The following is a 21,834-nucleotide window of genomic DNA, read 5'->3' as shown; positions in this document are numbered from 1 at the left end:
ACACACCGGGCGCCCTTCGGCGGGGGAGGTTGGGCTACGCGTCCTTGAGGACCTGGCGCTGGTGGCCGAGGCCTTCGATCTCGAGCTCGACGACGTCGCCGGCCCGGAGGTAGGGCTTGGGCTCGGGGCGGCCGAGGGCGACGCCGGCAGGGGTGCCGGTGTTGATGACGTCGCCGGGGTAGAGGGTCATGAACTGGCTGACGTAGCGGACGACTTCGGCGACCGGGAAGATCTGGTCGGCGGTGCTGCCGTCCTGCTTGAGGTCGCCGTTGACCCACAGCCGCAGGCCCAGGGCCTGGGGGTCGGGGATCTCGTCGGCGGTGACGAGCCAGGGGCCGAGGGGGTTGAAGGTCTCGCAGTTCTTGCCCTTGTCCCACTGGCCGCCGCGTTCGATCTGGAAGGCGCGTTCGGAGACGTCGTGGGCGACGGCGTAGCCCGCGACGGCGGCGAGGGCCTCGGTCCCGTCGGCCGCGTAGCGCAGTTCGCGGCCGATGACGACGGCGAGTTCGACCTCCCAGTCGGTCTTGAGGCTGCCGCGGGGGACGAGGACGGTGTCGTCGGGGCCGACGACGGTGTCGGGGGCCTTCATGAACAGGATGGGCTCGTCGGGGACGGCGGCGCCGGTCTCGCGGGCGTGGTCGTGGTAGTTGAGGCCGATGCAGACGATCTTGCCGATGCGGCTGAGCGGGGGGCCGACGCGCAGGTCCTCGGGGTCGAGGGCGGGGAGGGTGCCGTCGGCGGCCGCGGTGCGGATGCGGGCGAGGGCGTCCGCGTCGGCGAGCAGGGGGCCGTCGATGTCGGGGGTGAGGGAGGACAGGTCGCGCAGGGTGCCGTCCTGGTCGAGCAGGGCCGGGCGTTCGGCTCCGGCGGGGCCGACTCGCAGCAGCTTCACAAGACTCTCCGGGTGTGGTCGGGGGTGGTGGTCGTGGCCGAGGTCATGTCCGGGGTCATGTCCGATGGGGGCGGTCATCGGAGGTCTTGGTTGATCCTCCAGCGGCGGGGGTGGCGTCCGCAACCCCTTGACCATGGTGTGGACGGTGCAGCCAGGCGCGTTCGGCGGCGGTCCAGGCGGTCGAGGTGGCGATGTAGAGCCCGGCGGCCGGGGGGACGATCGCGGCGGTGACGAGGGTGCCGAAGGAGAGCAGCGGCAGGTGCTTGGCGAGGCCCTGGGCGTCGGGGGCGGCCTTGCGGGCGCGGCGGTAGGACCAGAAGGCGACGGCGGCGACCACGACGAGGATCGCGACGTGGAGGGCTCCGGCGCGCTCGTCGCCGATCCGGGCGGCGGAGGAGGCCTGGTAGAGCACGAAGAAGGCGGGGAGTTGGAGGAGCGTGGGGAGCATGCCGGCGAAGGGGGAGGAGCCCTCGTCCGCGTAGAGGTCGGTCAGTGCGCGCTGGAGTTTCTGCGGGTCGCGCCCGTGCTTGCGGCGCAGTTCGGCGACGCGCGGGGCGAGGGCGGCGCGGGTCTTCTCGCCGCGGGCGGCGGCGCGGGCGAGCGGGTGGAGGGCGAGCCTGACGAGGACGGTGAACAGGACGATCGCGGCGGCTGGCGCGGCGGCGGGTCCGGTGAGGGGGGTGAGGGCGTGGGTGAGGGTGAGCAGGAGGTGCGTGAACACGGACATGGGGGTGGGACCCTCCGCGGGTGTCGTCGTGCCGGTGGGGGTGGGCGCGGCGTGACGGGGCGCGGTGGGGCAGCGGGTGCCGGGGTGCGGTGGCGGTGGCGTTGCCCCTAGGCGGCCGTCGGGAGGGGGCGGCCGGGGGCCCTGGGGCGTGGGCGGCCGGAGGCGTCGGGGTCGCGCTGGGGGAGGAAGGCGGTGCGGCGTTGCCGGTCGCGCAGCGCGGTGCGGACGCGTCCGCGGGGTACGGGTGGTGCCGTGGCCGTGAGGCGGAGGGCGCTGCCGAGCAGGAGGGCGACGGCGGCGGTGGTCGCGGCGGCGGCGACGGCGGTGGTGAGGCCGGTGTGGGTGAGCAGCAGTGCGGTGAGGAGGAGCAGGAGTGCGGCGCCGTGCAGGCGTGCGGCCGCGGCGGTCCTGCGGATCACGTGGGCTGCTCCTTCCGTTCGTTTCGCAGGGGATGACGAACGGGGGGTCAGCGTGGTTCCGCGGCGGCGAGTCCGCCCCAGACGACGAGGCGGTGGGTGGAGGTGAACTCGGGGGTGCAGGTGGTGAGGGTGATGTAGCGGCCGGGTCCGGTCATGTGCCGGCGGGGGTGGACGGTGCTGTGGGGGACGGGGGCGATGACGGTGCCGTCGGAGGGGGTGGTGCGGGGGACGGTCTGCTGGACGACGTAGGTGTAGCGGGTGGTGGCGGTCTCGACGAGGAGGGTGTCGCCGGGGCGGAGCCGGTCGATGCGGCGGAAGGGTTCGCCGTGGGTGTTGCGGTGGCCGGCGAGGGCGAAGTTGCCGGGCTGTCCGGGGCCGGCGGTGTGCGGGTAGTGGCCGGCGTATCCGTGGTTGAGGACCTTGGCGCGGCTGATGCCTTCGGCGATGGGGGCGGTGACGCCGATGCGGGGGATGCGGAGCACGGCGTAGGCCTGGGAGGGGCGTGGGCCGGCGGTGGCGTTCCCGGTGCGGGTGGTGGTGCCGTTGGCCTGGGAGCGGTTTGTGGGTGCGGTACCGGCGGCGACGGCGGCCGTGGATTCCTCCGATGTATCGGAGGTGTCGGCGTCGTCCCACTGTCGTTCCAGGGCGGTCACCCGGTGTGCGGCGGCGGATTGCGCCCGCAGGTTGGTCCACCACAGTTGATGGGCGACGAGCAGCAGGAGGACGGCGCCGAGGGTGAGGGCGGCTTCGCCGGCGCCCCACAGCGCGCGTCCCTGCCAGCGCAGCGGGGCGTGGGCGTGGGCGCGGGTGGGCATGCGGGCACGGTAGATGACGCAGCGTCAGATTCCCAGGGTCGCGGCTGGGCCCGCTGCCCCGCCCGCGGGCTCCCTCACCCGGCCAGGAGCCGGGACACGCTGTAGATGGCCAGGCCCGCCAGGGCGCCCACGACGGTGCCGTTGATCCGGATGAACTGCAGGTCGCGCCCGACGTTGGCCTCGATCTTGCGGGTGGTCTGCTCGGGGTCCCAGCCGGCGATGGTGTCGGTGATCAGCGCGGTGATCTCGTCGCGGTAGGTGGTGACCACGTACGTGGCGGCGTCCTCCAGCCAGCCGTCGATCTTGGCGGTCAGCCGGGGGTCCTCGGTCATCCGCGCCCCCAGCGACAGCAGTGAGGCACGGGCCCGCAGCCGCAGCTCGCTGCGCTCGTCCTCGGCGGCGGCGACGATCATGCCGCGGACCGAGCCCCACGCGGACTCGATGAGTTCCTGGACCTCGTTGCGGGCGATCAGGTCCTTCTTGAGCCGTTCGACGCGGGCCCGGGTGTCCGGGTCGGACTGCAGCTCGAGGGCGAAGTCGGCCAGGAAGCGGTCGATGGCGCCGCGGGCGGGGTGCTCGGGCATGTCCCGCATCTCGGCGGTGAAGCGCACGAGTTCCTTGTAGACGCGTTCACCGACGCGGCGGTCCACGAAGCGCGGTGTCCAGCCGGGGGCGCCCTCCTGGACGGCGTGCATCACCGAGTCGGAGTGCTCGACCAGCCAGTCGTGCGCCCGGACGCAGACCAGGTCGACCACCCGCCGGTGCCCGCCGTCGGCGACGACGCGCTCCAGCATCTTCCCTATCCCCGGGGCGATCTCCTGGGCGTCCGCGCGCCGGGTGATGGCCTCGCCGACCACCGCCTGGACGTCGGAGTCGCGCAGCACGGTCAGGGCGCCGCGCAGCGCCGCGGCTCCCTGCTCGGTGACGCGGTCGGCGTGTTCGGGGTGTTCCAGCCAGGCGCCGAGCCGCCGGGCGATGCCGACCTTGCGCAGCCGGGTGCGGACGACCTGCGGGGACAGGAAGTTCTCGCCCACGAAGTCGCCGAGGGTGCGGCCGAGCGCGTCCTTCTTGGTGGGGATGATCGCGGTGTGCGGGATGGGCAGGCCGAGCGGCCTGCGGAAGAGCGCGGTCACCGCGAACCAGTCGGCGAGGGCACCGACCATGCCGGCCTCGGCGGCGGCCGCGACGTAGCCGGACCATCCGCCGGCTCCCGCCGACTCGGCCCACTTGGCCAGCGCGTAGACCGCGGTGGCCACCAGCAGCAGGCCGGTGGCGATCACCTTCATGCGTCGTACGCCCCGCCGCCGGCCCTCGTCGGCGGGGCTGTATGAGAACGCCGGAGTCGGGTCTTGGTCCGATCCGGTCACCGGGGCCGTTTCCATCCGTCGTATCCACTCCTTCCGCGTATCGTCCACACCACACTCTTCGAGTGGAACGAACAACGAGTTCCCGGCGTCCGACAATGCAGACGGGCAGGCCCGACGTCTCCATGGGATCATGGCGGCAGCGGATCGCGCCGGTTTCCCGCCCTTTGATCCCAGGAGTGAAGCACCGCATGGCCAGATCGACGGGTTATGCACTGCTCGCCGGAATTGTCGCGCTGGTCGCGGTCATCTCCGCCGCGATCTTCGTCACCGTCAGCCGCGCCGACGGCTCCGGCCGCTCCGGGCAGGACACGGTGGGGGCCGGACTCCCGGGTGTCCCCAACCAGGCCGCGCCCGCGGCGTCGGGTGCGTGGGTGGGCACCTGGTCGACGTCTCCCGTCGGGGGCGAGCCGAACAGGCCGGACGGCTACGCCGGGTGGTCGATCCGCAACGTCGTGCACACCAGTGTCGGCGGCACCTCGGCGCGCGTCCACCTCTCCAACCTCTTCGGCCGGTCGTCCCTGCTGATCGGCCGGGCGACGGTCGCCGTCGCGGCGGACCCGGGGTCGCCGGCGGCGGCGGACGGCACGATGCGGTCGCTGACCTTCGGCGGGCGGACGTCGGTGCGGATCCCCGCGGGCGGTGAGGTCGTCAGCGATCCCGTCCAACTGGCCGTGCCGCACGCGACGGACCTGCTCGTCACGACGTACACGCCGAAGGCCTCGGGCCCGGTGACGTACCACCCGCGGGCGCAGCAGACCTCGTTCATGGCGGCCGGTGAGCGCACCGCGCGGACCGACGGTTCCGGGTACACCACCTTGACCCCCTACTGGCGCTACGTCACGGGGGTCGACGTCTTCACGCGGCAGGCGGCCGGGTCGGTGGTGCTGTTCGGCGACTCGATCACCGACGGCATCACCTCCACCTCCGGCGCGAACCACCGCTGGCCGGACCGCCTGGCGACGCGGCTGCGCGGCTCGGGGGACCGGGGGCTGCGGCTGGGCGTCCTCAACCAGGGGATCAGCGGCAACCGGGTGCTGCGCGACGGCGAGAACGGCGGCAATCCCAGCGGCCTGAGCCGCCTCGACCGTGACGCGCTCTCCCAGGCCGGCGTCCGCACGCTCGTCGTCGAGCTGGGCATCAACGACGTCATGCGACCGCCGCAGCGGACCGGCGCGCAGGAGATCCTCTCCGGGCTGCGGGAGATCGTGGCGCGCGGTCGTGAGCGCGGGCTGCGGGTGCTGGGTGCCACGCTGACCCCGTGCGGCGGCCACCCCGGCTCCAACACGCACACCGAGGCGGTGCGGCAGCAGGTGAACGCCGCGATCCGGGCGGGCACGGTCTTCGACGAGGTGATCGACTTCGACCGGGCGCTGCGCGACCCCGGCCGCCCCTCCGCGCTGCTGCCCGCCTACGACTCCGGCGACCATCTGCACCCCAGTGACGCCGGCTACCTGCGCATGGCGGAAACTGTGGAGTTGTCGCTGCTCAAGGGCGGCGCGGCGGCCAAGGTGTGACGAGTACGGACGGACGGCGACACCCATGACGGAGCACACGGGCGGTCTGCCCGGTTACGCGGAGCACTTCAGCGAGCCCGAGGGCTACCTGGACTTCGCCCGCTACGGTCCGCCCTCGCGGGACGTCCTCGACGCCACGGCGGCCGCGCTGGCGGCCTCCGCTGAGGCCGACCACGCCACCGTCAACGACCTGATGCGGGCCGAGCCGCGCGCCCGGGCCGCGGCGGCCCGTCTGGCGGGTACGGACACCGGGCACGTGGCGCTGCTGCCCAACGCCTCCACCGGGATCTTCCACGCCGCCTTCGGCGTGCCCGGCGGCACCGTCCTGGTGCCCTCGGCCGACTTCCCGGCCAACCACTACCCGTGGCGGCGCACGGCCGCCCTCGGCCGGGCGGTGCCGCGCTGGCTGGACGGCGCGCCGACCCCGGACGCGGTGCGCGAGGCGCTGACGGACGACGTGGTGGCGGTCTCGATCAGCGCCGTGGACTTCCGCACCGGCTACCGGGCCGACCTCGCGGCGCTGCGCGAGGTGATCGGCGACCGGCTGCTCGTGGTGGACGCGATGCAGGCGTTCGGCGTCGTCGAGCAGCCGTGGCAGGCGGCGGACGTGGTCGTGGCGGGCGGCCAGAAGTGGCTGCGGGCCAGCTGGGCGACCGGGTTCGCGGCGCTGTCGGACCGGGCCCTGGAGCGGCTTGAGCCCACGCTGACGGGATGGACCGGGGTCGAGGACGTCGCCGTCTTCGACGACACCGAGCACCCGGTCGCGCCGGACGCGCTGCGCTGGAGCATCACCAATCTGAGCCCGGTGACGGCCGCGGCCTTCGCGGCGGCGCTGGAGCTCGTCGAGGGTGTGGGGGTGGCCGCCGTCGAGGCGCACGTCGCGCGCCGGGTCGACGAGCTGATCGACGTGGTCCGCTCGGCCGGCGGGCAGGTGCTGTCCCCGGTGGCCCGCGCCGAGCGGGCGGGCATCGTGTCCTTCGCGCTGCCGGACGTGGACCCGGACCAGATCGCCAAGGCGCTGCACGCGCACGGGGTCACCCCTTCGGTGCGGGCGGACTCCGTCCGGCTGTCGGCCCACGCGTCGACCACGACGGGCGCCGTGGAGCGTGTACGCGCCGCGCTGGCCTCGCTGCGCTGACCGGCCGCGCCTGGCCGGTGCGGACGTACGTCAACGTCATGGACGGGGCGTAGCCCCCCTCGTGGGGCGTTCGTGCCGGAGGGCGAGCTAGGTGTATGCGGTGATGGAGCCGAAGGCGGTGTCGGTGAGGACGCCGGCCGCGGGGGCCACGCGGTAGGTGGCGTGGCGCCGGAAGCCGTCCGCCGCCACGGTCGCGCACAGGAGCGTGGTCCCTCCTCCCGGTGCGGGGAACGGCTCCACCCGTTGGCGCGCAAGCGCCCGGTCTTACGCGCGGTGACCGCCGGGTGCCGCGGAGTTTTCACCCGCCGGGGTGGTGGGCGTCACGCTTTCGGCCTGTCACAGGCTTGTCACGGATGCGCCGCGATGACCCCATTTGTCCAGATGGTGGGAGAGTGTCCGGCGGGCCGTACGGCACGATTGACCCAAGATGTTCCGCCGGCGGCACAACCCTCGGCGGCCGCGGAGGAGTCAGTACAGACATGAGCAGCAGCAACGCTTCCCCCGGCGGCTGGGAGAACCGGCCTTCCGGCAAGAAGCCGAAGCGCACCGGTGCCCGCAGACTGATCCCGAGCTGGCGCGCGGTGCTCGGCGCGTTCCTGTTGGTCGTGCTGGCGTGCGCGGGGGCGTTCATCATCGGCTACCAGCTGGTCGACATCCCCAAGGCGAACGCGGGTGCGGTCGCGCAGAGCAACGTCTACCTGTACTCCGACGGCACCCAGCTCGCCCGGGACGGTGCGGTCAACCGCGAGAACGTGGGCCTGGACCAGGTGTCCGAGGTCGCCCAGCACGCCACGCTGGCCGCCGAGGACCGCAACTTCTACCACGAGTCCGCGATCAGTCCGAAGGCGATGCTGCGCGCGGCGTGGAACACCGTCACCGGCAAGGGCAAGCAGTCGGGTTCGACCATCACCCAGCAGTACGTCAAGAACTACTACCTCAACCAGGAGCAGACGGCGGTCCGCAAGGCCAAGGAGTTCTTCATCGCGATCAAGCTGGACCGCGAGAAGACCAAGGAGGAGATCCTCGAGGGCTACCTCAACACCAGCTACTACGGCCGCAACGCCTACGGCATCCAGGCCGCCGCCCAGGCCTACTTCGGCAAGGACGCGGACGAACTCGACGCCGCCGAGGGCGCGTACCTGGCGACCCTGCTCAACGCGCCCAGCGAGTACGACATCGTGGCCCACCCGGAGAACAAGGCCAAGGCTCAGGCGCGCTGGGACTACGTGCTGGACGGCATGGTCAAGGAGGGCTGGCTGAGCGAGGGCGAGCGCGCCGGGCTGAAGTTCCCGACGCCGCAGAAGGCCAAGGCCGCCACCGGGATGTCCGGCCAGCGCGGCTACCTGGTCGAGGCCGTCAAGGACTACCTGTACGGGGCCGGGATCCTGGACGAGGAGACCTTGCGCTCCGGCGGTTACCGGATCACCACCACCATCGACCGCAAGAAGGAGAAGGCCTTCGTCAAGGCGGCCGAGGAGCAACTCCTGGACAAGCTGGACCCGAAGAAGCACCCGGTGGACAAGTTCGTGCGGGTCGGCGGCGCGTCCATCGACCCGGCCACGGGCAAGGTCGTCGCGATGTACGGCGGCGTCGACTACACCAAGCAGTTCGTCAACAACGCGACCCGCACGGACTACCAGGTGGGCTCCACCTTCAAGCCGTTCATCTTCGCCTCCGCCGTCCAGAACGACTCCACCACCCAGAGCGGCCGGCGCATCACCCCCTACACCGTCTACGACGGCCGGAACAAGCGCGAGGTCATCGGTCCCGACGGCCCCACCGGTTACGCCCCGGGCAACGAGGACGGCGTCTCGTACGGGTCGATCACGGTCACCAACGCCATGGACAAGTCCGTGAACTCGGTCTACGCCCAGATGGCGCAGGACGTCGGCCCGGGCAAGGTCAACGACACGGTGCGGGCGCTGGGCATGCCGGAGAAGGTGAAGCTGGTGACCACCCCGGCGATGGCGCTCGGCACGATGACGGCGAGCCCGCTGGACATGGCGCAGACGTACGCGACGCTCGCCAACCACGGCCGCTACGTCCCGTACACCATGGTGGTGAAGATCACCAAGAACGGGCACGACGTGCAGCTGCCCGCGCGCCGGCCCACCCAGGCCGTCCACCGCGAGGCCGCGGACACCACGACCTCCATCCTGCGTTCGGTGGTCCGGGGCGGCACCGCCACCGCGGCGCAGGCCGCGGGCCGGCCCGCCGCGGGCAAGACCGGCACGGCGGAGGAGGACAGGGCCGCCTGGTTCGCCGGCTACACCCCGGACCTGGCCACCGTCGTCGCCGTGATGGGCCAGGACTCCCAGACCGGCGCCCAGAAGAAGCTCTACAACGTCACGGGACTGCCCCGGGTCAACGGCGGCGGCTACCCCACGCAGATCTGGGCCCAGTACACGGCCGACGCGCTGGAGGGTAAGCCGGCGAAGAACTTCAAGCTGCGGCTGGAGCCCGGTGCCCAGGCCCCGCCGACCTCCGCCCCGCCGGCCACCTCCGCCCCGCCCACCACTTCGGCCCCGCCGACGACCTCGGCCCCGCCGGAGTCCTCCGAGCCGCCCGGCACGGAGGAACCGCCCACCAGCGAGGCGCCGACCGAGCCCAGCGGCCCGGCCAGCCCCGGCGAGGACGGCGGCACCGAGGGCGGCGGACTGCCCATCGGCGGCCTGGACGGCGACCCCGGCGGCGGGGACGACTTCCCGTAGACACGGGGCCGGGCGCCGCCGGGGTTCCCCCGGCGGCGCCCGGCGTGGCCCGGTGCGGCCTGGTCAGCGCAGGTCAGTGCCCCGAGGTCGCCTTCAGGCCGACCACGGACACCAGCAGCAGGCAGATGAAGAAGATCCGGGCGGCGGTCGCCGGCTCACCCAGCACGACGATGCCGAGCACCGCCGCGCCGGCTGCCCCGATCCCGACCCACACCCCGTAGGCGGTGCCGATCGGCAGCGTCCTCGCCGCGTACGACAGCAGCAGCATGCTCGCCACGATGCCGAGCCCCGTGCCGACGCTGGGCCACAGCCGGGTGAAGCCGTCGGTGTACTTCATGCCGATCGACCAGCCGACCTCGAGCAGGCCGGCGGCACACAACAGGACCCATGCCATGACGGGCACCTCCACGATCCTCAAGGGGTCAGAAGGCGTCGTCTTTGCATGGGCCCTGGTACGGCGCGTCTCGTCAGGGGACGAACACGACGATAACAAATCAGAGGTAGAGGCCGGTGGAGTCCTCCGAGCCCTGCAGCCGCTCCGCCGCCACCGCGTGCAGGTCCCGCTCACGCATCAGCACGTACGCCGTGCCGCGCACCTCGACCTCGGCCCGGTCCTCCGGGTCGAAGAGCACCCGGTCGCCGACCTCCACGGTCCGTACGTTCTGTCCCACCGCGACGACCTCGGCCCAGGCGAGCCGCTTGCCGACGGCCGCCGTGGCGGGGATCAGGATGCCGCCGCCGGAGCGCCGCTCACCCTCGGGGACGTCGGAGCGCACCAGCACGCGGTCGTGCAGCATGCGGATGGGCAGCTTGTCATGCGTATTCGAACTCACAGGTACGACGTTACCGGCGTCGCCGGCGCAGTGAGAGCCCGGCCACCACGGCGACCAGCGCCACCGCCGCCACCGCGACCGGCACGATGCGCTCCACGCGCGGCGCGCCGTCCTCCGCCACGAAGTGGCCCCGCAGCTCGGTCACACCCCGGTTGACCGCCACGTACGCACGGCCCGCGGTGCGGTCCACCGCGGAGGCGACCTTCGCCTTGGCGTCCGCCGCGATCGTGCTGGGGTGCACCCGCACCGCGATCTCGTCCAGCGTCGCGGCGAGCGCCTGCCGCTTGAGGGCGATGTCCGCCTCGATCTGAGCAGGACTCCTGCCATCCGACACTGCTCCGCCTCCATCGTCCTTGTCGACCGGTACCGTGCAGACAGTCTGTCAGCCCGTCCGTGCCGATGCCCGTCGGCACCCCGAATCGGAGAACTGCACCATGAGCGAGCGCCTCCAGCCCGGCGACACCGCCCCCGCCTTCACCCTTCCCGACGCCGACGGCAACGAGGTCTCCCTCGCCGGCCACGCGGGTCGCAAGGTCGTCGTGTACTTCTACCCGGCCGCCCTCACGCCCGGTTGCACCAAGCAGGCCTGCGACTTCACCGACAACCTCGACCTGCTCGCGGGCGCCGGCTACGACGTCATCGGGATCTCGCCCGACAAGCTGGAGAAGCTGGCCAAGTTCCGCGAGAAGGAGTCCCTGAAGGTCACCCTGCTCGCCGACCCCGACAAGTCGGTGCTGGAGGCGTACGGCGCCTTCGGCGAGAAGAAGCTGTACGGCAAGGTGGTGACCGGGGTGATCCGCTCCACCGTCGTCGTCGACGAGCAGGGCAAGGTCGAGCACGCCTGGTACAACGTCAAGGCCACCGGCCACGTCGCCAAGCTCATCCGCGATCTGGGCATCTGACGCCCCGTCGGGCCGGGGCCGGTCACGCCCGGGTGTGCGAGCCGGTCAGCGCCGCGTACACCACGACGTTCGCCGAGTAGGACTGGGTGGCGTGGTCGAAGGTGCCGCCGCAGGTGATCAGCCGCAGCTCGGGGCGGACCCCCGAGCCGTACACCCGGTCCGGGCGGAAGCCCGTCTTGTCGACGATCTCCACGCCCTCGACGGCGAACTCGGCGACCGAGCCGTCCGAGCGGGTGACCTCCACCAGGTCGCCCTGGGTGACGGTGCTCAGGGCGTAGAAGACCGCCGCCTTGGTGCGGGTGTCGACGTGTCCGACGATCAGCGCCGCCCCCGCGTCCCCGGGGGCGGGACCGCGCCCGTACCAGCCGGCCACGTTCGGCGTGGTGAACGGCGGCGGGTCCACCGCGCCGTCGGCGGTGAGCCCCCGTTCCACCAGCTTGGCGTGGATGCCGGCCGTGGGGATGTCGATCCGCAGGGGGCGCGCCGGGGACAGCGGCGTGTGCGCCGCGTAGACCTGGGCGGGCCGCCCCGCGGCTGCGGCGTCCGCGGTCGCGGCGGTCGCGGGGGCGCCCGACCCGGAGCCCGGTGGGCCCGGGTGGACGTATCCCCTCAGCCACGCCGCGCCGAGCACCACGATGGTCGCGAGGGTCGCGACAGTACGTCCCTGCACCGGGTCAGTCCCGGGTGCGGCGACGGTGCACGACCAGTCCCGCGGCCCCTGCCACGGCCAGGACCCCGGCCGCCACGATGCCGGGCACGCCCGCCGGCTGCTGCTCCTCCGCCGCGGCCGGGTGCGCCGCCATGGCGCCGCCGCCCGCGGGGACAGGAGCGGACGGGAAGCCGGAGGCGGCCTCGGTGACCTCCAGCGTGCCCTCGTGGGACTTGCCGTCGCAGGTGATGGAGACCCGGTAGGAGCCCGGGGTCAGCCCGGATCGGACCACGGCGGAGGCGTACATCCCGCCGTCGCTGGCCGGGGCGAGTGTGACCGGGGTGACGAACGCGGAGGAGCTGACGGTGCCGGTCTTGGCGCGGTCGCACTGGTCGGTGCGGACGTCGACGTCGCCGCCGGGACCGGCCGTGCCGGGGGTGATCTTCACCGGGCCGCTGCCGACGCCCCCGACACCGCCGACGCCTCCGACACCGCCGACGCCTCCGACACCGCCGACGCCTCCGACGCCTCCGACGCCTCCGACGCCCCCGGTCCCGCCGATGCCCCCGGTGCCGCCGGTGCCTCCGGTGCCGCCGTCGTTGTCGGGGCCGTTGTCCGAGCCGTTGTCCCCGCGGTCGTCGTCGTCCCGACCGGAGTCGTCGCGTCCGGAGTCGTCACGGCCGCCGTTGTCGCGGCCTGAGTCCTCGTGGTCGTTGTCGCTGTTGTTGTCGCCGTTGCCGCGCCCGCTGTCGTCGTCATCGTCATCGTCGTTGTTGTTGTTCTGCCGGCCGTTGTCCTGGCCGTCGTCGTCGCCCTTGTTGCCGAACTGCAGGAGGGGGTTGTTGCTGCCGCCGTCCTGGTCCCCGTCACCCCCGCCTCCGCCACCTCCGCCGCCTCCGCCGAACTGGAACGAGGTCCCGCTGGAGTCGTCCGGTCCGTCGTCGGCCACGGCGGCGGGACCGCACAGCGCGATCAGCGTCGCCGCCGCGGCGGCGCACAAGGGAACGCGGGCGGCTCCCATGACAGAGCCCATGATCACAACCTCCACTCAACCGGGCTCACGTCGTCGGATTGGTCGGCCCCGGTGTTTCGAAGGTCCCTTCCCGCGCGGGCCCTCGCATGCGGTGGTGGTCCGGACGGGTCGGGGGGTCGCCCGGACCGGGGACAAGGGCGGACGCCGCGCGCATGTGCACAGGTCACCCGGCCGGACTAGAGTCCGCAGCCATGACAGCGCGCAAGCCCATCGAATCCTGGCTCACCGACATGGACGGCGTCCTGATGCACGAGGGCATCCCGGTGCCCGGCGCGGACGCCTTTATCAAGCGGCTGCGGGACTCGGGCCGCCCGTTCCTCGTCCTGACGAACAACTCGATCTACACACCCCGCGACCTGGCGGCGCGGCTCAGCCGCATCGGCCTGGACGTGCCGGCCGAGAACATCTGGACCTCGGCGCTGGCCACGGCCCGCTTCCTGGACGACCAGCACCCCGGCGGGACGGCGTACGTGATCGGGGAGGCCGGCCTCACCACGGCCCTGCACGACGCGGGCTACGTGCTGACCGACCACGAGCCCGACTTCGTGATCCTGGGCGAGACGCGGACCTACTCCTTCGAGGCCCTCACCAAGGCCATCCGCCTGATCAACGCGGGGTCCCGGTTCATCGCCACCAACCCCGACAACACCGGGCCCTCGCCCGAGGGGGCGCTGCCCGCCACCGGCTCGGTCGCCGCCCTGATCACCAAGGCGACGGGGAAGGACCCGTACTTCGTCGGCAAGCCGAACCCGCTGATGATGCGCACCGGCCTCAACACCATCGGCGCGCACTCGGAGACCTCCGCCATGATCGGCGACCGCATGGACACCGACGTGCTGGCGGGCCTGGAGGCCGGGATGCAGACCTTCCTGGTGCTGACCGGCCTGACCAAGGCGGGCGACATCGACCGCTTCCCCTACCGGCCGACCACCGTCGTGGACTCCATCGCGGACCTCGTCGACCTCGTCTGACGACGGTGCGCCCCCGGCCGCGACCGGCCGGGGGCGGTGGCACCCTCCACGATCCGGTGCGGCCGCACGGTGACGCCGCGCCGCGGGACGTTCACCGGATGATCATCCGCCGGGCGGCGGGAGTTGGGGGCGGCGGAGCAGGCTCTCCCCCGCATTTCCTCAGCGATTTTGGAAGGGCGTCCACCGATGCTGTCCCGCACCCGCACGGCCACCCTCGTCCCCGGCGCGGTCGCCACCGTGCTCGCCGCCACGATGGTGCCGCTCCTCGGCACCCCGGCGGGCGCCGCCTCGTACGGCACCCCGACGATCTCCCTGTCCGCCTCCTACCTCTCCGGCGCGGTCGGTGCCACCGCCGACCCGACCGTCACGGTCACCGTCGCGCAGAGCGGCGCGGACGCCTCGGCGCTCACCGTCGCCGCCTCCGCCAGCACCAGGACCTCGGTCGCCGGCACCGGCGACGTGACCGTCACGGGCACGGGCGGCAGCCGCACCCTGGCGGTCGCCCCCCGCGCCCGCGGCTACGCCGACCTGACGGTCAAGGTGACCGGCCTCGGCGGCAAGACCGCCACCAAGACGCTGCACTTCGCCGCCTCCGCCGCCGTCACCCACGCCGCCGACACGCGGTACACCACCGGCTCCAGCGACGCCTCCGCCGCCGTGGACGTCGGCGGCGGCTACATGGTCGTCGCCGACGACGAGAGCAACGTGCTGCGGCTGTACCGGCGCGACGGCTCCGGCGCCCCCGTGCGCACCTGGGACATCGGCTCCAAGGCCGGCGCCTCCTCCGAGATCGACATCGAGGCCGGCACCCTGGCGGGGGACACCATCTACTGGACCGGCTCCATGGGCAACAACAAGGACGGCGAGGTGAAGGCCGACCGCTCCACGCTCTTCGCCACCACCGTCACCGGCAGCGGCGCCGACACCCAGCTGACCGTCTCCGGCTACTACGAGGGCCTGCGCGCCGACCTGATTGCCTGGGACAAGGCCGGCGGCAACCGCTACGGCTTCGCCGCGGGCGCCGCCTCCGGTGAGATACCCAAGGCCATCGACGGCTTCAACGCCGAGGGCATGGAGTTCGCCCCCGGCTCGACCAGCACCGCCTACATCGGCTTCCGCGCGCCGCTGGTGCCCCCGGCCTCCGGCGGGAAGGCGCTGCTGGTGCCGGTCACCAACCTCGACAAGCTGGTCGGCGGCAGGCCCAACACCTCCGTCCACGCCACCTTCGGCACCCCGGTCACCCTCGACCTCGGCGGCCTCAGCGTCCGTGACATCCGCCGCAACGCCGCCGGGCAGTACCTGATCCTGGCCGGTTCCTGGGCCGCCGACGACAACAGCGACCCGTACGCCCTCTACTCCTGGGACGGCAACGCCGGCAGCACGCCCGTCAAGCTGCTCGACCTGCCCACCTCCGACCCGGGTGCCTGGGAGGCCATCGTGGACGTCCCGGACCTGACCGCGGCCGGTGCCCGGGCGCAGCTGATGACCGACAACGGCGCCGCCGACCTCTACGGGGACGGCAAGGAGGCCAAGGACCTCAGCCACCCCGAGTGGCAGAAGTCCCGCAGCACCTGGTTCACCCTCGGCGGCTGAACCGCAGGGCCGCACCGCCCATGACCAGCAGCACCCCGGCGCCCGTGAGCATCAGCGCGGGCGCCCGGTGCTGTTCGCCCGTGGCGGCCAGACGCGGTGGGGTGCCCGGTGCGCTGCCCGGGGCGGTCTCGTCGCCCTTGCCGGGTACGGGTGCCGGCCCGGATCCCGTACCGGGACCCGTACCCGGTCCGGTGCCCGGACCGGCGCCCGGCCCGGCGCCCACGGAGGGATCCGGTGCCGGGGACCCGCCCGGGCGCGTGCCCGGCCCGTCACCCGGTCCGGTGCCTTCCCCGCCGTCCCCGCCGTCCCCGCCTTCGCCGCCGTCCGGCTGCCCTTCGTCTTCCGGCCGGCCGGGGCGCGGGGACTGCGGCCCGGCCGTGGCGTCCCGGTGGGGGACGACGTCGAAGTCGTAGCCGGCGGACTCCCCGACCCAGTCGCCGTCCGTGCCGCGACGCTCCATGATCGTGGCCGAGGCCGTGACACGCCCGGCGGGCGTGGGCGCGGTGAAGCGCAGCCGCAGGGCGATCGCCACCTTGCGGCGCGACGGCAGTGTGGTGCCCGGCCCGTCCTTGCCGCCCACCACGGCGATGTTCTCGTCGTTGTCCGTGCGCTCGACGGCCACCGGCCGCCACGAGCGGTCCCGTGCGCTCCGCGATCCCGCGACGGGGGCCGGCACCCGGTACTCCAGGCGGATCTGATCGGGCGCCAGCTTCCGTCCGCGGTCGACGAAGACGAGGACCGGGTGCACGTCGCGCAGCGGCCCGCTCGACGTGTTCTCCAGTTCCACCCGGAACTCCTCGGGCCCGGCCCCCGCCGTGTAGGTGTGGGGGCCGCCCAGCAGCCGGGCGGTGACCGGGAAGGGCTCCGCGGCCGACTGGGGGGCCGCCGCCACGACCGCTGCCGCCGCGACGGCCAGAGCGCTGCACCACCTCATGGGCAGCGAAGCTCCCACGGTCATCCGCTGATATCACCGCGCGACGCGGCGACGGCCCGCCCCCGCACCCGTACGGGCGGCTAGCCGACCGCCGTCTGGCCGAAGAGCGGCGCCAGCGCCAGCAGCGCGGCCCCCTCGGCGACCACGCGCCGCCCGGCCGCGGCGACGGTGACGGGCACCGTGCGGCCGGCCGCGCGCAGGGTGCGCGGGTCCATGGCGGCGGCCACCTCGCGCGCGAAGAGCGCGGGGTCCGCCAGCACGGTGCGGCCGCCGAGCACGACCCGGTCGATGTCCAGCAGGGAGACCAGGTTGGCGGCGCCGACGCCGAGCAGCCGCGCGGCCTGCGCCGTGTCGCCGCGGCCGACGGCGGCCAGGCACAGCGCCTCCAGGCAACCCCGGTTGCCGCAGGCGCACACCGGGCCGTCCAGGGCGACCGCCTGGTGGCCGAACTCGCCCGCGCCGGTGCGGGCGCCGCGGTGCAGGGTGCCGTCGAGCACGAGGCCCGCGCCGAGGCCGGTCCCCAGGTGCAGGTAGCCGAACGAGTCCCCGGCACCCCGGCCCGCCCCCGCGCCGTGTGCACCGTCCGCGCCGTCCCGGTCCCCGTCCACGTCCCCGCCGGGCGGTAGCACGGCGAGGGCCGCCGCGTTGGTGTCCTTGTCCAGCACGACGGGCAGCCCGAGGCGTTCGGCCAGCGCGTCGCGCAGCGGGTAGCCGTCCCATCCCGGCAGGCCCGTGACGCGGTGCAGCACCCCCGCGGTGTGGTCGAGCGGGCCCGGGCAGGCCAGCCCGGCGCCGAGCACCGCCCCGTCCGCGCCGGGCGTGGCGCCGACGGTCTCCCGGACCAGTCCCGCCACCGCCTCCAGCACCTCCCCGGCCGGGCGCCGCAGGTCCAGGGGGACGGTCCCGGCGTCCACCACGCCGCCCGCCAGGTCGGCGAGCACCACCGTCAACTCGTCGCGGTCCAGGTGCACCCCCACGGCGTACCGGGCGCGGCGCGCCAGCCGCAGCAGGGTGCGCGGCTTGCCGCCGGTCGGGGCGCCGCGCCCCGCCTCGTCGACCAGGCCGTCCGCCCGCAGCCGTGCGGTGATCTTGCTGACGGCCTGGGGGGTGAGCCCGGTGCGCTCGGCCAGTTCCAGGCGGCTGATGCCGGCGCCCCCGCCCACGGTCGCCGTCCGCAGCAGGCCCAGGACGAGAGCGGCGTTGTGGCTGCGCAGCGCGGGCAGGTTGGCCCCGGAGATTCCCCTGTTCACATCTCCCATTGTCAGCTTCGCTTGCGCTTTGGCAACAGCGTTGCTTAAGTGGTGCCATGGCTCCCGCACCTCTTCGCGTCGGGCTGGTCGGCTACGGTCTGGCCGGCTCGGTCTTCCACGCCCCGCTGATCTCCACCACCGACGGCCTCGTCCTGGACACCGTCGTCACCGGCAACCCGGAGCGCCAGGCGCAGGCACACGCCGAGCACCCGGACGTCCGCATCGCCGGTCACCCGGACGAGCTGTGGAAGCGCGCCGGCGAGCTCGACCTGATCGTCCTGGCCTCGCCGAACAAGACCCACGTCCCGTTCGCGACCGCCGCGCTGGAGGCCGGACTCGCGGTCGTCGTCGACAAGCCGGTGGCCGGCACCGCGGCCGAGGCGCACGCCCTCGCGGACCTCGCCGACGAGCGCGGCCTGCTGCTCTCGGTCTTCCAGAACCGCCGCTGGGACAACGACTTCCTCACCCTGCGCGGGCTGCTGGAGCGCGGCGAACTGGGCGAGGTGTGGCGCTTCGAGTCCCGCTTCGAGCGGTGGCGGCCGAGCCTGAAGGGCGGCTGGCGCGAGTCCGGCGACCCCGCCGAGATCGGCGGCCTGCTCTACGACCTCGGCAGCCACCTCGTCGACCAGGCGCTGACCCTCTTCGGGCCCGCCGTCCACGTGTACGGCGAGCTGGACGTGCGACGGCCCGGCGCCCAGGTGGACGACGACGCCTTCGTGGCCGTGACCCACGCCGGGGGCGTCCGCTCCCACCTGTGGATGAGTGCCACCACCGCCCAGCTCGGCCCCCGCTTCCGGGTGCTCGGCAGCGCCGCCGGATACGTCAAGCACGGCCTGGACCCGCAGGAGGCCGCGCTGCGCGACGACGCCCGCCCCGCCACCGGCGCCGTGTGGGGCACCGAACCGGAGGCCGAGTGGGGCGTGCTGGGCGCCGGTGACGAGGTGCGCCCCGTGCCGACCGTGCCGGGCGACTACCCCGCGTACTACGTCGCCGTCGCCGCCGCCCTGCGGGACGGCACCGCGCCGCCGGTCACCGCCCGCGAGGCCGCCGACGCGCTCACGGTCATCGAGGCGGCCGCCGTCTCGGCCCGCGAGGGGCGGACCGTGCGGCTCACGCCGAAGGCCTGACCCCAGGCTCTTCCCCGGGGCGTACAGCGCCCGGCCCGCGGTCCGCTCCTCCCGGAGCCGCCGGCCGGGCGCTCCTCACCCTCGGGCGCCGGGACCGCGGGAGTGGTCCGGTGCGTCAGGGGAGAGACGGTGGACCCGCCCCGGGCCGTCCGGCGGCTCCGCAGGCACGCCGACGGACACGGTGGGCGCGAGGACGTAGCCACGGGCGACCCCGACCGCCGCCCAGGCCACCCGTGTCGCCGACGCGCCGTACGCCAGGACTTCCGGCACCGCCGCGCGCCCCAGGGGCGAGGTCCAGGAGACGTCGGGTGCGGATCTTCGCGGATCGGACAGGGACAGTCGTGAGGAGGCCGCGAGCTTGGCCATGGCCGGACCACGTCCTGGAGGCGTAGGAAACACTTCCGGCGACCGGGGTCCTGGGCCGCCCTGTCAGGCTAGGACACCTGAACGCGGCCGGGCTAGGGCGTGTTGGGGGCGCGCGTTCGGGGTGCGTGTCAGTTCGTGGGCTCCGGCCAGTCCGGCAGGATCGTGAAGCACCGGGTCAGCCGGGTCGCCCGAAGCGTGCGCAGCGTGAACTCGTCCCGGCACACCAGCCGTACCCGACCGGAGTGCTCCTCGGCAAGGCGCCGGGCGCGCACCAGCGCCGACAGGCCGCTGCAGTCGATGAACTCCACCGGCCGCAGGTCCACCACGATGTCCGGGCGGTCGGCCCCGGTCAGCGCGTCGAGGGCGGCGGACACCCCGGGCGCGGTGAGCGCGTCCACCTCGCCGCCGAGCGTCACCAGGGTGCTGGACCCGTCGGTGCGCCGGTCGATCCGGGGCATGGTGTCTGTGGCGTCGTCGGACATGGGACGTCTCCGGGGACGGGAGCCTGGCGCAAGCGGCACGGGGACGGGAACGGGACAGGACGCCACCGGGGTCCGGGGTGGTGGGCCCAGCCTATGCCCGACGCGCCGTCGCCGGCCCGGCCGAGGACGAACCCGTGACGTCCCCCGCCGGCGGGTCAGTCACCGGCCCCGCGCAGCGCGTCGGAGTCCACCGTGCCCGCCACGACACCCCGGGCCAGTACCGCGAGCCGCACCCGGTGCGTCCGCGCGTACCGCCGCAGCGCCGTGAACGCCTCGTCGACGCCGACGCCCCAGCGCTCCGCCAGGACGCCCTTGGCCTGTTCCAGGACGACCCGGCTGTCGAGTGCGGCCTGCAACTGGGCGGCCAGCGCCTCCTGCCGCTGCCGGGCCCGTTCCTGGAGTATCCCGATGGCGGCGGCGTCCGCGAAGGCCCGGGCCAGCGCCACGTCACCGCCCGGGGGATCGCCGGGCACCCCGCGGAACAGGTTCAGCGCGCCGATCACCTCGGCCCGGCGCCGCAGCGGCACGGCGTACGTCGCGTGGAAGCCCCGGTCGCGGGCGAGCGGGGCGAAGCGCGGCCAGCGGTCGTCGCAGCGCGCGAGGTCCGGGGCGGTGACCACGTCCGAACCCCGGTAGCAGTCCAGACAGGGCCCCTCCTCCCGCTGCCGGCGCAGGAGTTCGCCCGCGCCGCCGCAGCCGGCCGCGGTCCGCAGCTCACCGCGCCCGTCGTCCAGCAGCAGTCCGGCCGCCGTGACGTCCAGCAGCTCCACGCAGCGGTCGGCCACCCGCTCCAGGAAGACGCCCACGTCGAAGTCGCCGTCCAGGGTGTCGGCGAGGTCCACGAGGACCTCGGCGAGCCGCAGCTCGCGCGCACGGTGCGTCGGGTGCTCTGTCACGTCCGGCTCCAGCCCTCGGCGGACACGGCTTCGCCGGGGGATTCTGCCATGGGGAGCAGACGCGGCATTCGACGGGAAAGACACCGACTGCCCTGATCTGAGGGCCCGTTGACCGTTCGGTATGTCAGGATTGGCGGCGACCGGTCTCGTCCCGCCATCCAAGGGGGAGTGGATGTTCGGCACCAACACCGGCCCGCTGCGCAGGGCGGCCTGCGCCGTGTCCGCCGCCGGACTGCTCTCCGTGGCGCTGGGCGGCTGCTTCGGCACCGGCAAGCCCGGGGGGAGCCAGGACAAGGGCGGCGGCAGCAGCCCCGGGAGCACCGCCGGTGCGCCGTTCTGGGTCAACCCGGACACGGCCGCGGCCCGTCAGGCGGCGCAGTGGCGCCGGGAAGGCCGGGAGGCCGACGCCGCGCTGCTGGAACGGATCGCAGGCCGGCCCGTCGCCGAGTGGATCGGCCAGGACCACGCACAGGACCGGGCCAGGGGCTACAGCGAGGCCGCCGCCCGCGACGGCCGGACGCCCGTGCTCGTGCTCTACAACATCCCGCACCGCGACTGCGGTCAGTACTCCCAGGGCGGCGCCGCCGACGGCGCCGCCTACCGTGCCTGGATCGACGCGGTCGCCGCCGGCATCGGTGAGCGCGAGGCGCTGGTGGTGCTCGAACCGGACGCCCTCACCCACATCGTCGACGGCTGCACGCCCCGCGAGTTCCAGGAGGAGCGCTACGCCCTGCTGACCCACGCCGTGGACACCCTGGGCGCGCTGCCCCGCGTGCGGGTCTACCTCGACGCCGGCAACGCCGGCTGGGTCAGCGACCCCGCCCGCCTGGCCGGCCCGCTGCGGGCGGCCGGCGTCGCCGCGGCGGACGGCTTCGCCCTCAACACCTCGAACTTCTACAGCACCGCCGCGAACACCGCGTACGGCAGGAAGCTGTCCGCGCGGCTCGGCGGCAAGCACTTCGTCATCGACACCAGCCGCAACGGCCGCGGCCCCCTCGACGGCGCCCACGACGAGGCCTGGTGCAACCCGCCCGGCCGCGGTCTGGGCACCCCGCCCACCACCGACACCGGTGACGAACTCGTCGACGCCTACCTGTGGATCAAGCGTCCCGGCGACTCCGACGGCACCTGCAAGGGCGGCCCGCGGGCGGGTGACTGGTGGCCGGAGTACGCCCTGGGACTGGCCCGGCGCGCGGCCTCCTGACCGCCCGCCGG

General features: G+C 73.9%; 23 protein-coding genes. 8 read left to right on the top strand and 15 right to left on the bottom strand.

The genetic code is table 11. The features are described from left to right. Positions 1 to 34: 34 nt before the first annotated feature. The 5 genes from ABZ312_RS24855 to ABZ312_RS24835 form a co-directional block, all read right to left on the bottom strand. Positions 35 to 892 carry a fumarylacetoacetate hydrolase family protein gene (locus ABZ312_RS24855; RefSeq protein ID WP_500359507.1) on the bottom strand — a complete coding sequence of 286 codons (858 nt, stop codon included), beginning with the start codon at positions 890 to 892 and terminating at the stop codon, positions 35 to 37. A 55-nt stretch (positions 893 to 947) separates the two neighbouring features. Further along, complete coding sequence (locus ABZ312_RS24850) at positions 948 to 1,619, bottom strand: YidC/Oxa1 family membrane protein insertase (RefSeq protein WP_500331308.1); 672 nt, start codon at positions 1,617 to 1,619, stop codon at positions 948 to 950. Between the two features lie 107 nt (positions 1,620 to 1,726). Next, entirely contained in the window at positions 1,727 to 2,035 is a 309-nt protein-coding gene (locus ABZ312_RS24845; RefSeq protein ID WP_500331351.1) for a DUF6412 domain-containing protein, read from the bottom strand. Positions 2,036 to 2,085: 50 nt separating this feature from the next. Next, complete coding sequence (locus tag ABZ312_RS24840; RefSeq protein WP_500438828.1) at positions 2,086 to 2,853, bottom strand: class E sortase; 768 nt, start codon at positions 2,851 to 2,853, stop codon at positions 2,086 to 2,088. Positions 2,854 to 2,927: 74 nt separating this feature from the next. Next, positions 2,928 to 4,235: a DUF445 domain-containing protein gene (locus ABZ312_RS24835; RefSeq protein ID WP_500438827.1), complete on the bottom strand. Its 1,308-nt coding sequence runs from the start codon at positions 4,233 to 4,235 to the stop codon at positions 2,928 to 2,930. A gap of 173 nt (positions 4,236 to 4,408) precedes the next feature. Between ABZ312_RS24835 and ABZ312_RS24830 the strand changes: the two genes are divergently transcribed. The 3 genes from ABZ312_RS24830 (at position 4,409) to ABZ312_RS24820 (ending at position 9,583) form a co-directional block, all read left to right on the top strand. Next, positions 4,409 to 5,734, top strand: a complete 1,326-nt coding sequence (locus tag ABZ312_RS24830; RefSeq protein ID WP_500438826.1) for an SGNH/GDSL hydrolase family protein — start codon at positions 4,409 to 4,411, stop codon at positions 5,732 to 5,734. 25 nt (positions 5,735 to 5,759) lie between these two features. Next, a complete protein-coding gene (locus ABZ312_RS24825) occupies positions 5,760 to 6,872 on the top strand; it encodes an aminotransferase class V-fold PLP-dependent enzyme (RefSeq protein WP_500438825.1) in 1,113 nt (370 codons plus the stop codon). A 479-nt stretch (positions 6,873 to 7,351) separates the two neighbouring features. Then, positions 7,352 to 9,583 (top strand): transglycosylase domain-containing protein, encoded by a 2,232-nt coding sequence (locus ABZ312_RS24820; protein ID WP_500438824.1) that lies wholly within the window; start codon positions 7,352 to 7,354, stop codon positions 9,581 to 9,583. A 73-nt stretch (positions 9,584 to 9,656) separates the two neighbouring features. Here ABZ312_RS24820 and ABZ312_RS24815 read toward each other — a convergent pair whose 3' ends face one another. From ABZ312_RS24815 to ABZ312_RS24805, 3 genes are all read right to left on the bottom strand, one after another. Then, positions 9,657 to 9,977, bottom strand: a complete 321-nt coding sequence (locus ABZ312_RS24815; protein ID WP_089225959.1) for a DMT family transporter — start codon at positions 9,975 to 9,977, stop codon at positions 9,657 to 9,659. Between the two features lie 100 nt (positions 9,978 to 10,077). Next, on the bottom strand, positions 10,078 to 10,416 hold the full coding sequence (locus ABZ312_RS24810; protein ID WP_026251892.1) for a GroES family chaperonin: 339 nt from the start codon (positions 10,414 to 10,416) through the stop codon (positions 10,078 to 10,080). Between the two features lie 10 nt (positions 10,417 to 10,426). Further along, entirely contained in the window at positions 10,427 to 10,750 is a 324-nt protein-coding gene (locus ABZ312_RS24805; protein WP_361801395.1) for a DUF3618 domain-containing protein, read from the bottom strand. A gap of 100 nt (positions 10,751 to 10,850) precedes the next feature. Between ABZ312_RS24805 and bcp the strand changes: the two genes are divergently transcribed. Then, entirely contained in the window at positions 10,851 to 11,318 is a 468-nt protein-coding gene (gene bcp / locus ABZ312_RS24800) for a thioredoxin-dependent thiol peroxidase (RefSeq protein WP_500331320.1), read from the top strand. A 22-nt stretch (positions 11,319 to 11,340) separates the two neighbouring features. Here the strand turns inward: bcp and ABZ312_RS24795 are convergent, their stop codons facing one another. Then, complete coding sequence (locus ABZ312_RS24795) at positions 11,341 to 11,988, bottom strand: class F sortase (RefSeq protein ID WP_500360375.1); 648 nt, start codon at positions 11,986 to 11,988, stop codon at positions 11,341 to 11,343. 4 nt (positions 11,989 to 11,992) lie between these two features. Next, positions 11,993 to 13,000: a hypothetical protein gene (locus ABZ312_RS24790; protein WP_500438823.1), complete on the bottom strand. Its 1,008-nt coding sequence runs from the start codon at positions 12,998 to 13,000 to the stop codon at positions 11,993 to 11,995. A gap of 191 nt (positions 13,001 to 13,191) precedes the next feature. On the opposite strand from ABZ312_RS24790, the gene ABZ312_RS24785 reads away from it, so the two are divergent. Next, the gene (locus ABZ312_RS24785; RefSeq protein ID WP_499512058.1) at positions 13,192 to 13,971 is read left to right on the top strand and encodes an HAD-IIA family hydrolase; all 780 of its coding nucleotides are present in this window, start codon (positions 13,192 to 13,194) and stop codon (positions 13,969 to 13,971) included. Between the two features lie 186 nt (positions 13,972 to 14,157). Next, positions 14,158 to 15,564, top strand: coding sequence for a hypothetical protein (locus ABZ312_RS24780; protein ID WP_500438822.1), 1,407 nt, complete (start codon positions 14,158 to 14,160; stop codon positions 15,562 to 15,564). Here the strand turns inward: ABZ312_RS24780 and ABZ312_RS24775 are convergent. Both ABZ312_RS24775 and ABZ312_RS24770 read right to left on the bottom strand, forming a co-directional pair. Next, entirely contained in the window at positions 15,548 to 16,498 is a 951-nt protein-coding gene (locus ABZ312_RS24775; RefSeq protein WP_500331326.1) for a hypothetical protein, read from the bottom strand. The genes ABZ312_RS24780 and ABZ312_RS24775 overlap by 17 nt on opposite strands. A gap of 80 nt (positions 16,499 to 16,578) precedes the next feature. Further along, on the bottom strand, positions 16,579 to 17,757 hold the full coding sequence (locus ABZ312_RS24770) for an ROK family transcriptional regulator (protein ID WP_500438821.1): 1,179 nt from the start codon (positions 17,755 to 17,757) through the stop codon (positions 16,579 to 16,581). A 47-nt stretch (positions 17,758 to 17,804) separates the two neighbouring features. Here ABZ312_RS24770 and ABZ312_RS24765 point away from each other — a divergent pair, with 47 nt between their 5' ends. Beyond that, the gene (locus ABZ312_RS24765; RefSeq protein ID WP_500438820.1) at positions 17,805 to 18,875 is read left to right on the top strand and encodes a Gfo/Idh/MocA family oxidoreductase; all 1,071 of its coding nucleotides are present in this window, start codon (positions 17,805 to 17,807) and stop codon (positions 18,873 to 18,875) included. Between the two features lie 75 nt (positions 18,876 to 18,950). Here ABZ312_RS24765 and ABZ312_RS24760 read toward each other — a convergent pair whose 3' ends face one another. The 3 genes from ABZ312_RS24760 to ABZ312_RS24750 all read right to left on the bottom strand — a co-directional run bounded on the left by ABZ312_RS24760 (position 18,951) and on the right by ABZ312_RS24750 (position 20,619). Continuing rightward, entirely contained in the window at positions 18,951 to 19,241 is a 291-nt protein-coding gene (locus ABZ312_RS24760) for a hypothetical protein (RefSeq protein ID WP_500331332.1), read from the bottom strand. Between the two features lie 128 nt (positions 19,242 to 19,369). Next, positions 19,370 to 19,723: an STAS domain-containing protein gene (locus tag ABZ312_RS24755; protein ID WP_500438819.1), complete on the bottom strand. Its 354-nt coding sequence runs from the start codon at positions 19,721 to 19,723 to the stop codon at positions 19,370 to 19,372. Positions 19,724 to 19,878: 155 nt separating this feature from the next. Continuing rightward, positions 19,879 to 20,619: a GAF and ANTAR domain-containing protein gene (locus ABZ312_RS24750; RefSeq protein WP_500331335.1), complete on the bottom strand. Its 741-nt coding sequence runs from the start codon at positions 20,617 to 20,619 to the stop codon at positions 19,879 to 19,881. A 172-nt stretch (positions 20,620 to 20,791) separates the two neighbouring features. Here ABZ312_RS24750 and ABZ312_RS24745 point away from each other — a divergent pair, with 172 nt between their 5' ends. Next, on the top strand, positions 20,792 to 21,823 hold the full coding sequence (locus ABZ312_RS24745; protein ID WP_500438818.1) for a glycoside hydrolase family 6 protein: 1,032 nt from the start codon (positions 20,792 to 20,794) through the stop codon (positions 21,821 to 21,823). Positions 21,824 to 21,834 lie beyond the last annotated feature (11 nt).

Source organism: Streptomyces sp. NPDC006207 (genome assembly GCF_040613835.1).
Lineage (GTDB): Bacteria > Actinomycetota > Actinomycetes > Streptomycetales > Streptomycetaceae > Actinacidiphila.
Note: the sequence above shows the minus strand (reverse complement) of the source record. Positions and strands in the feature narration are given on the sequence as shown.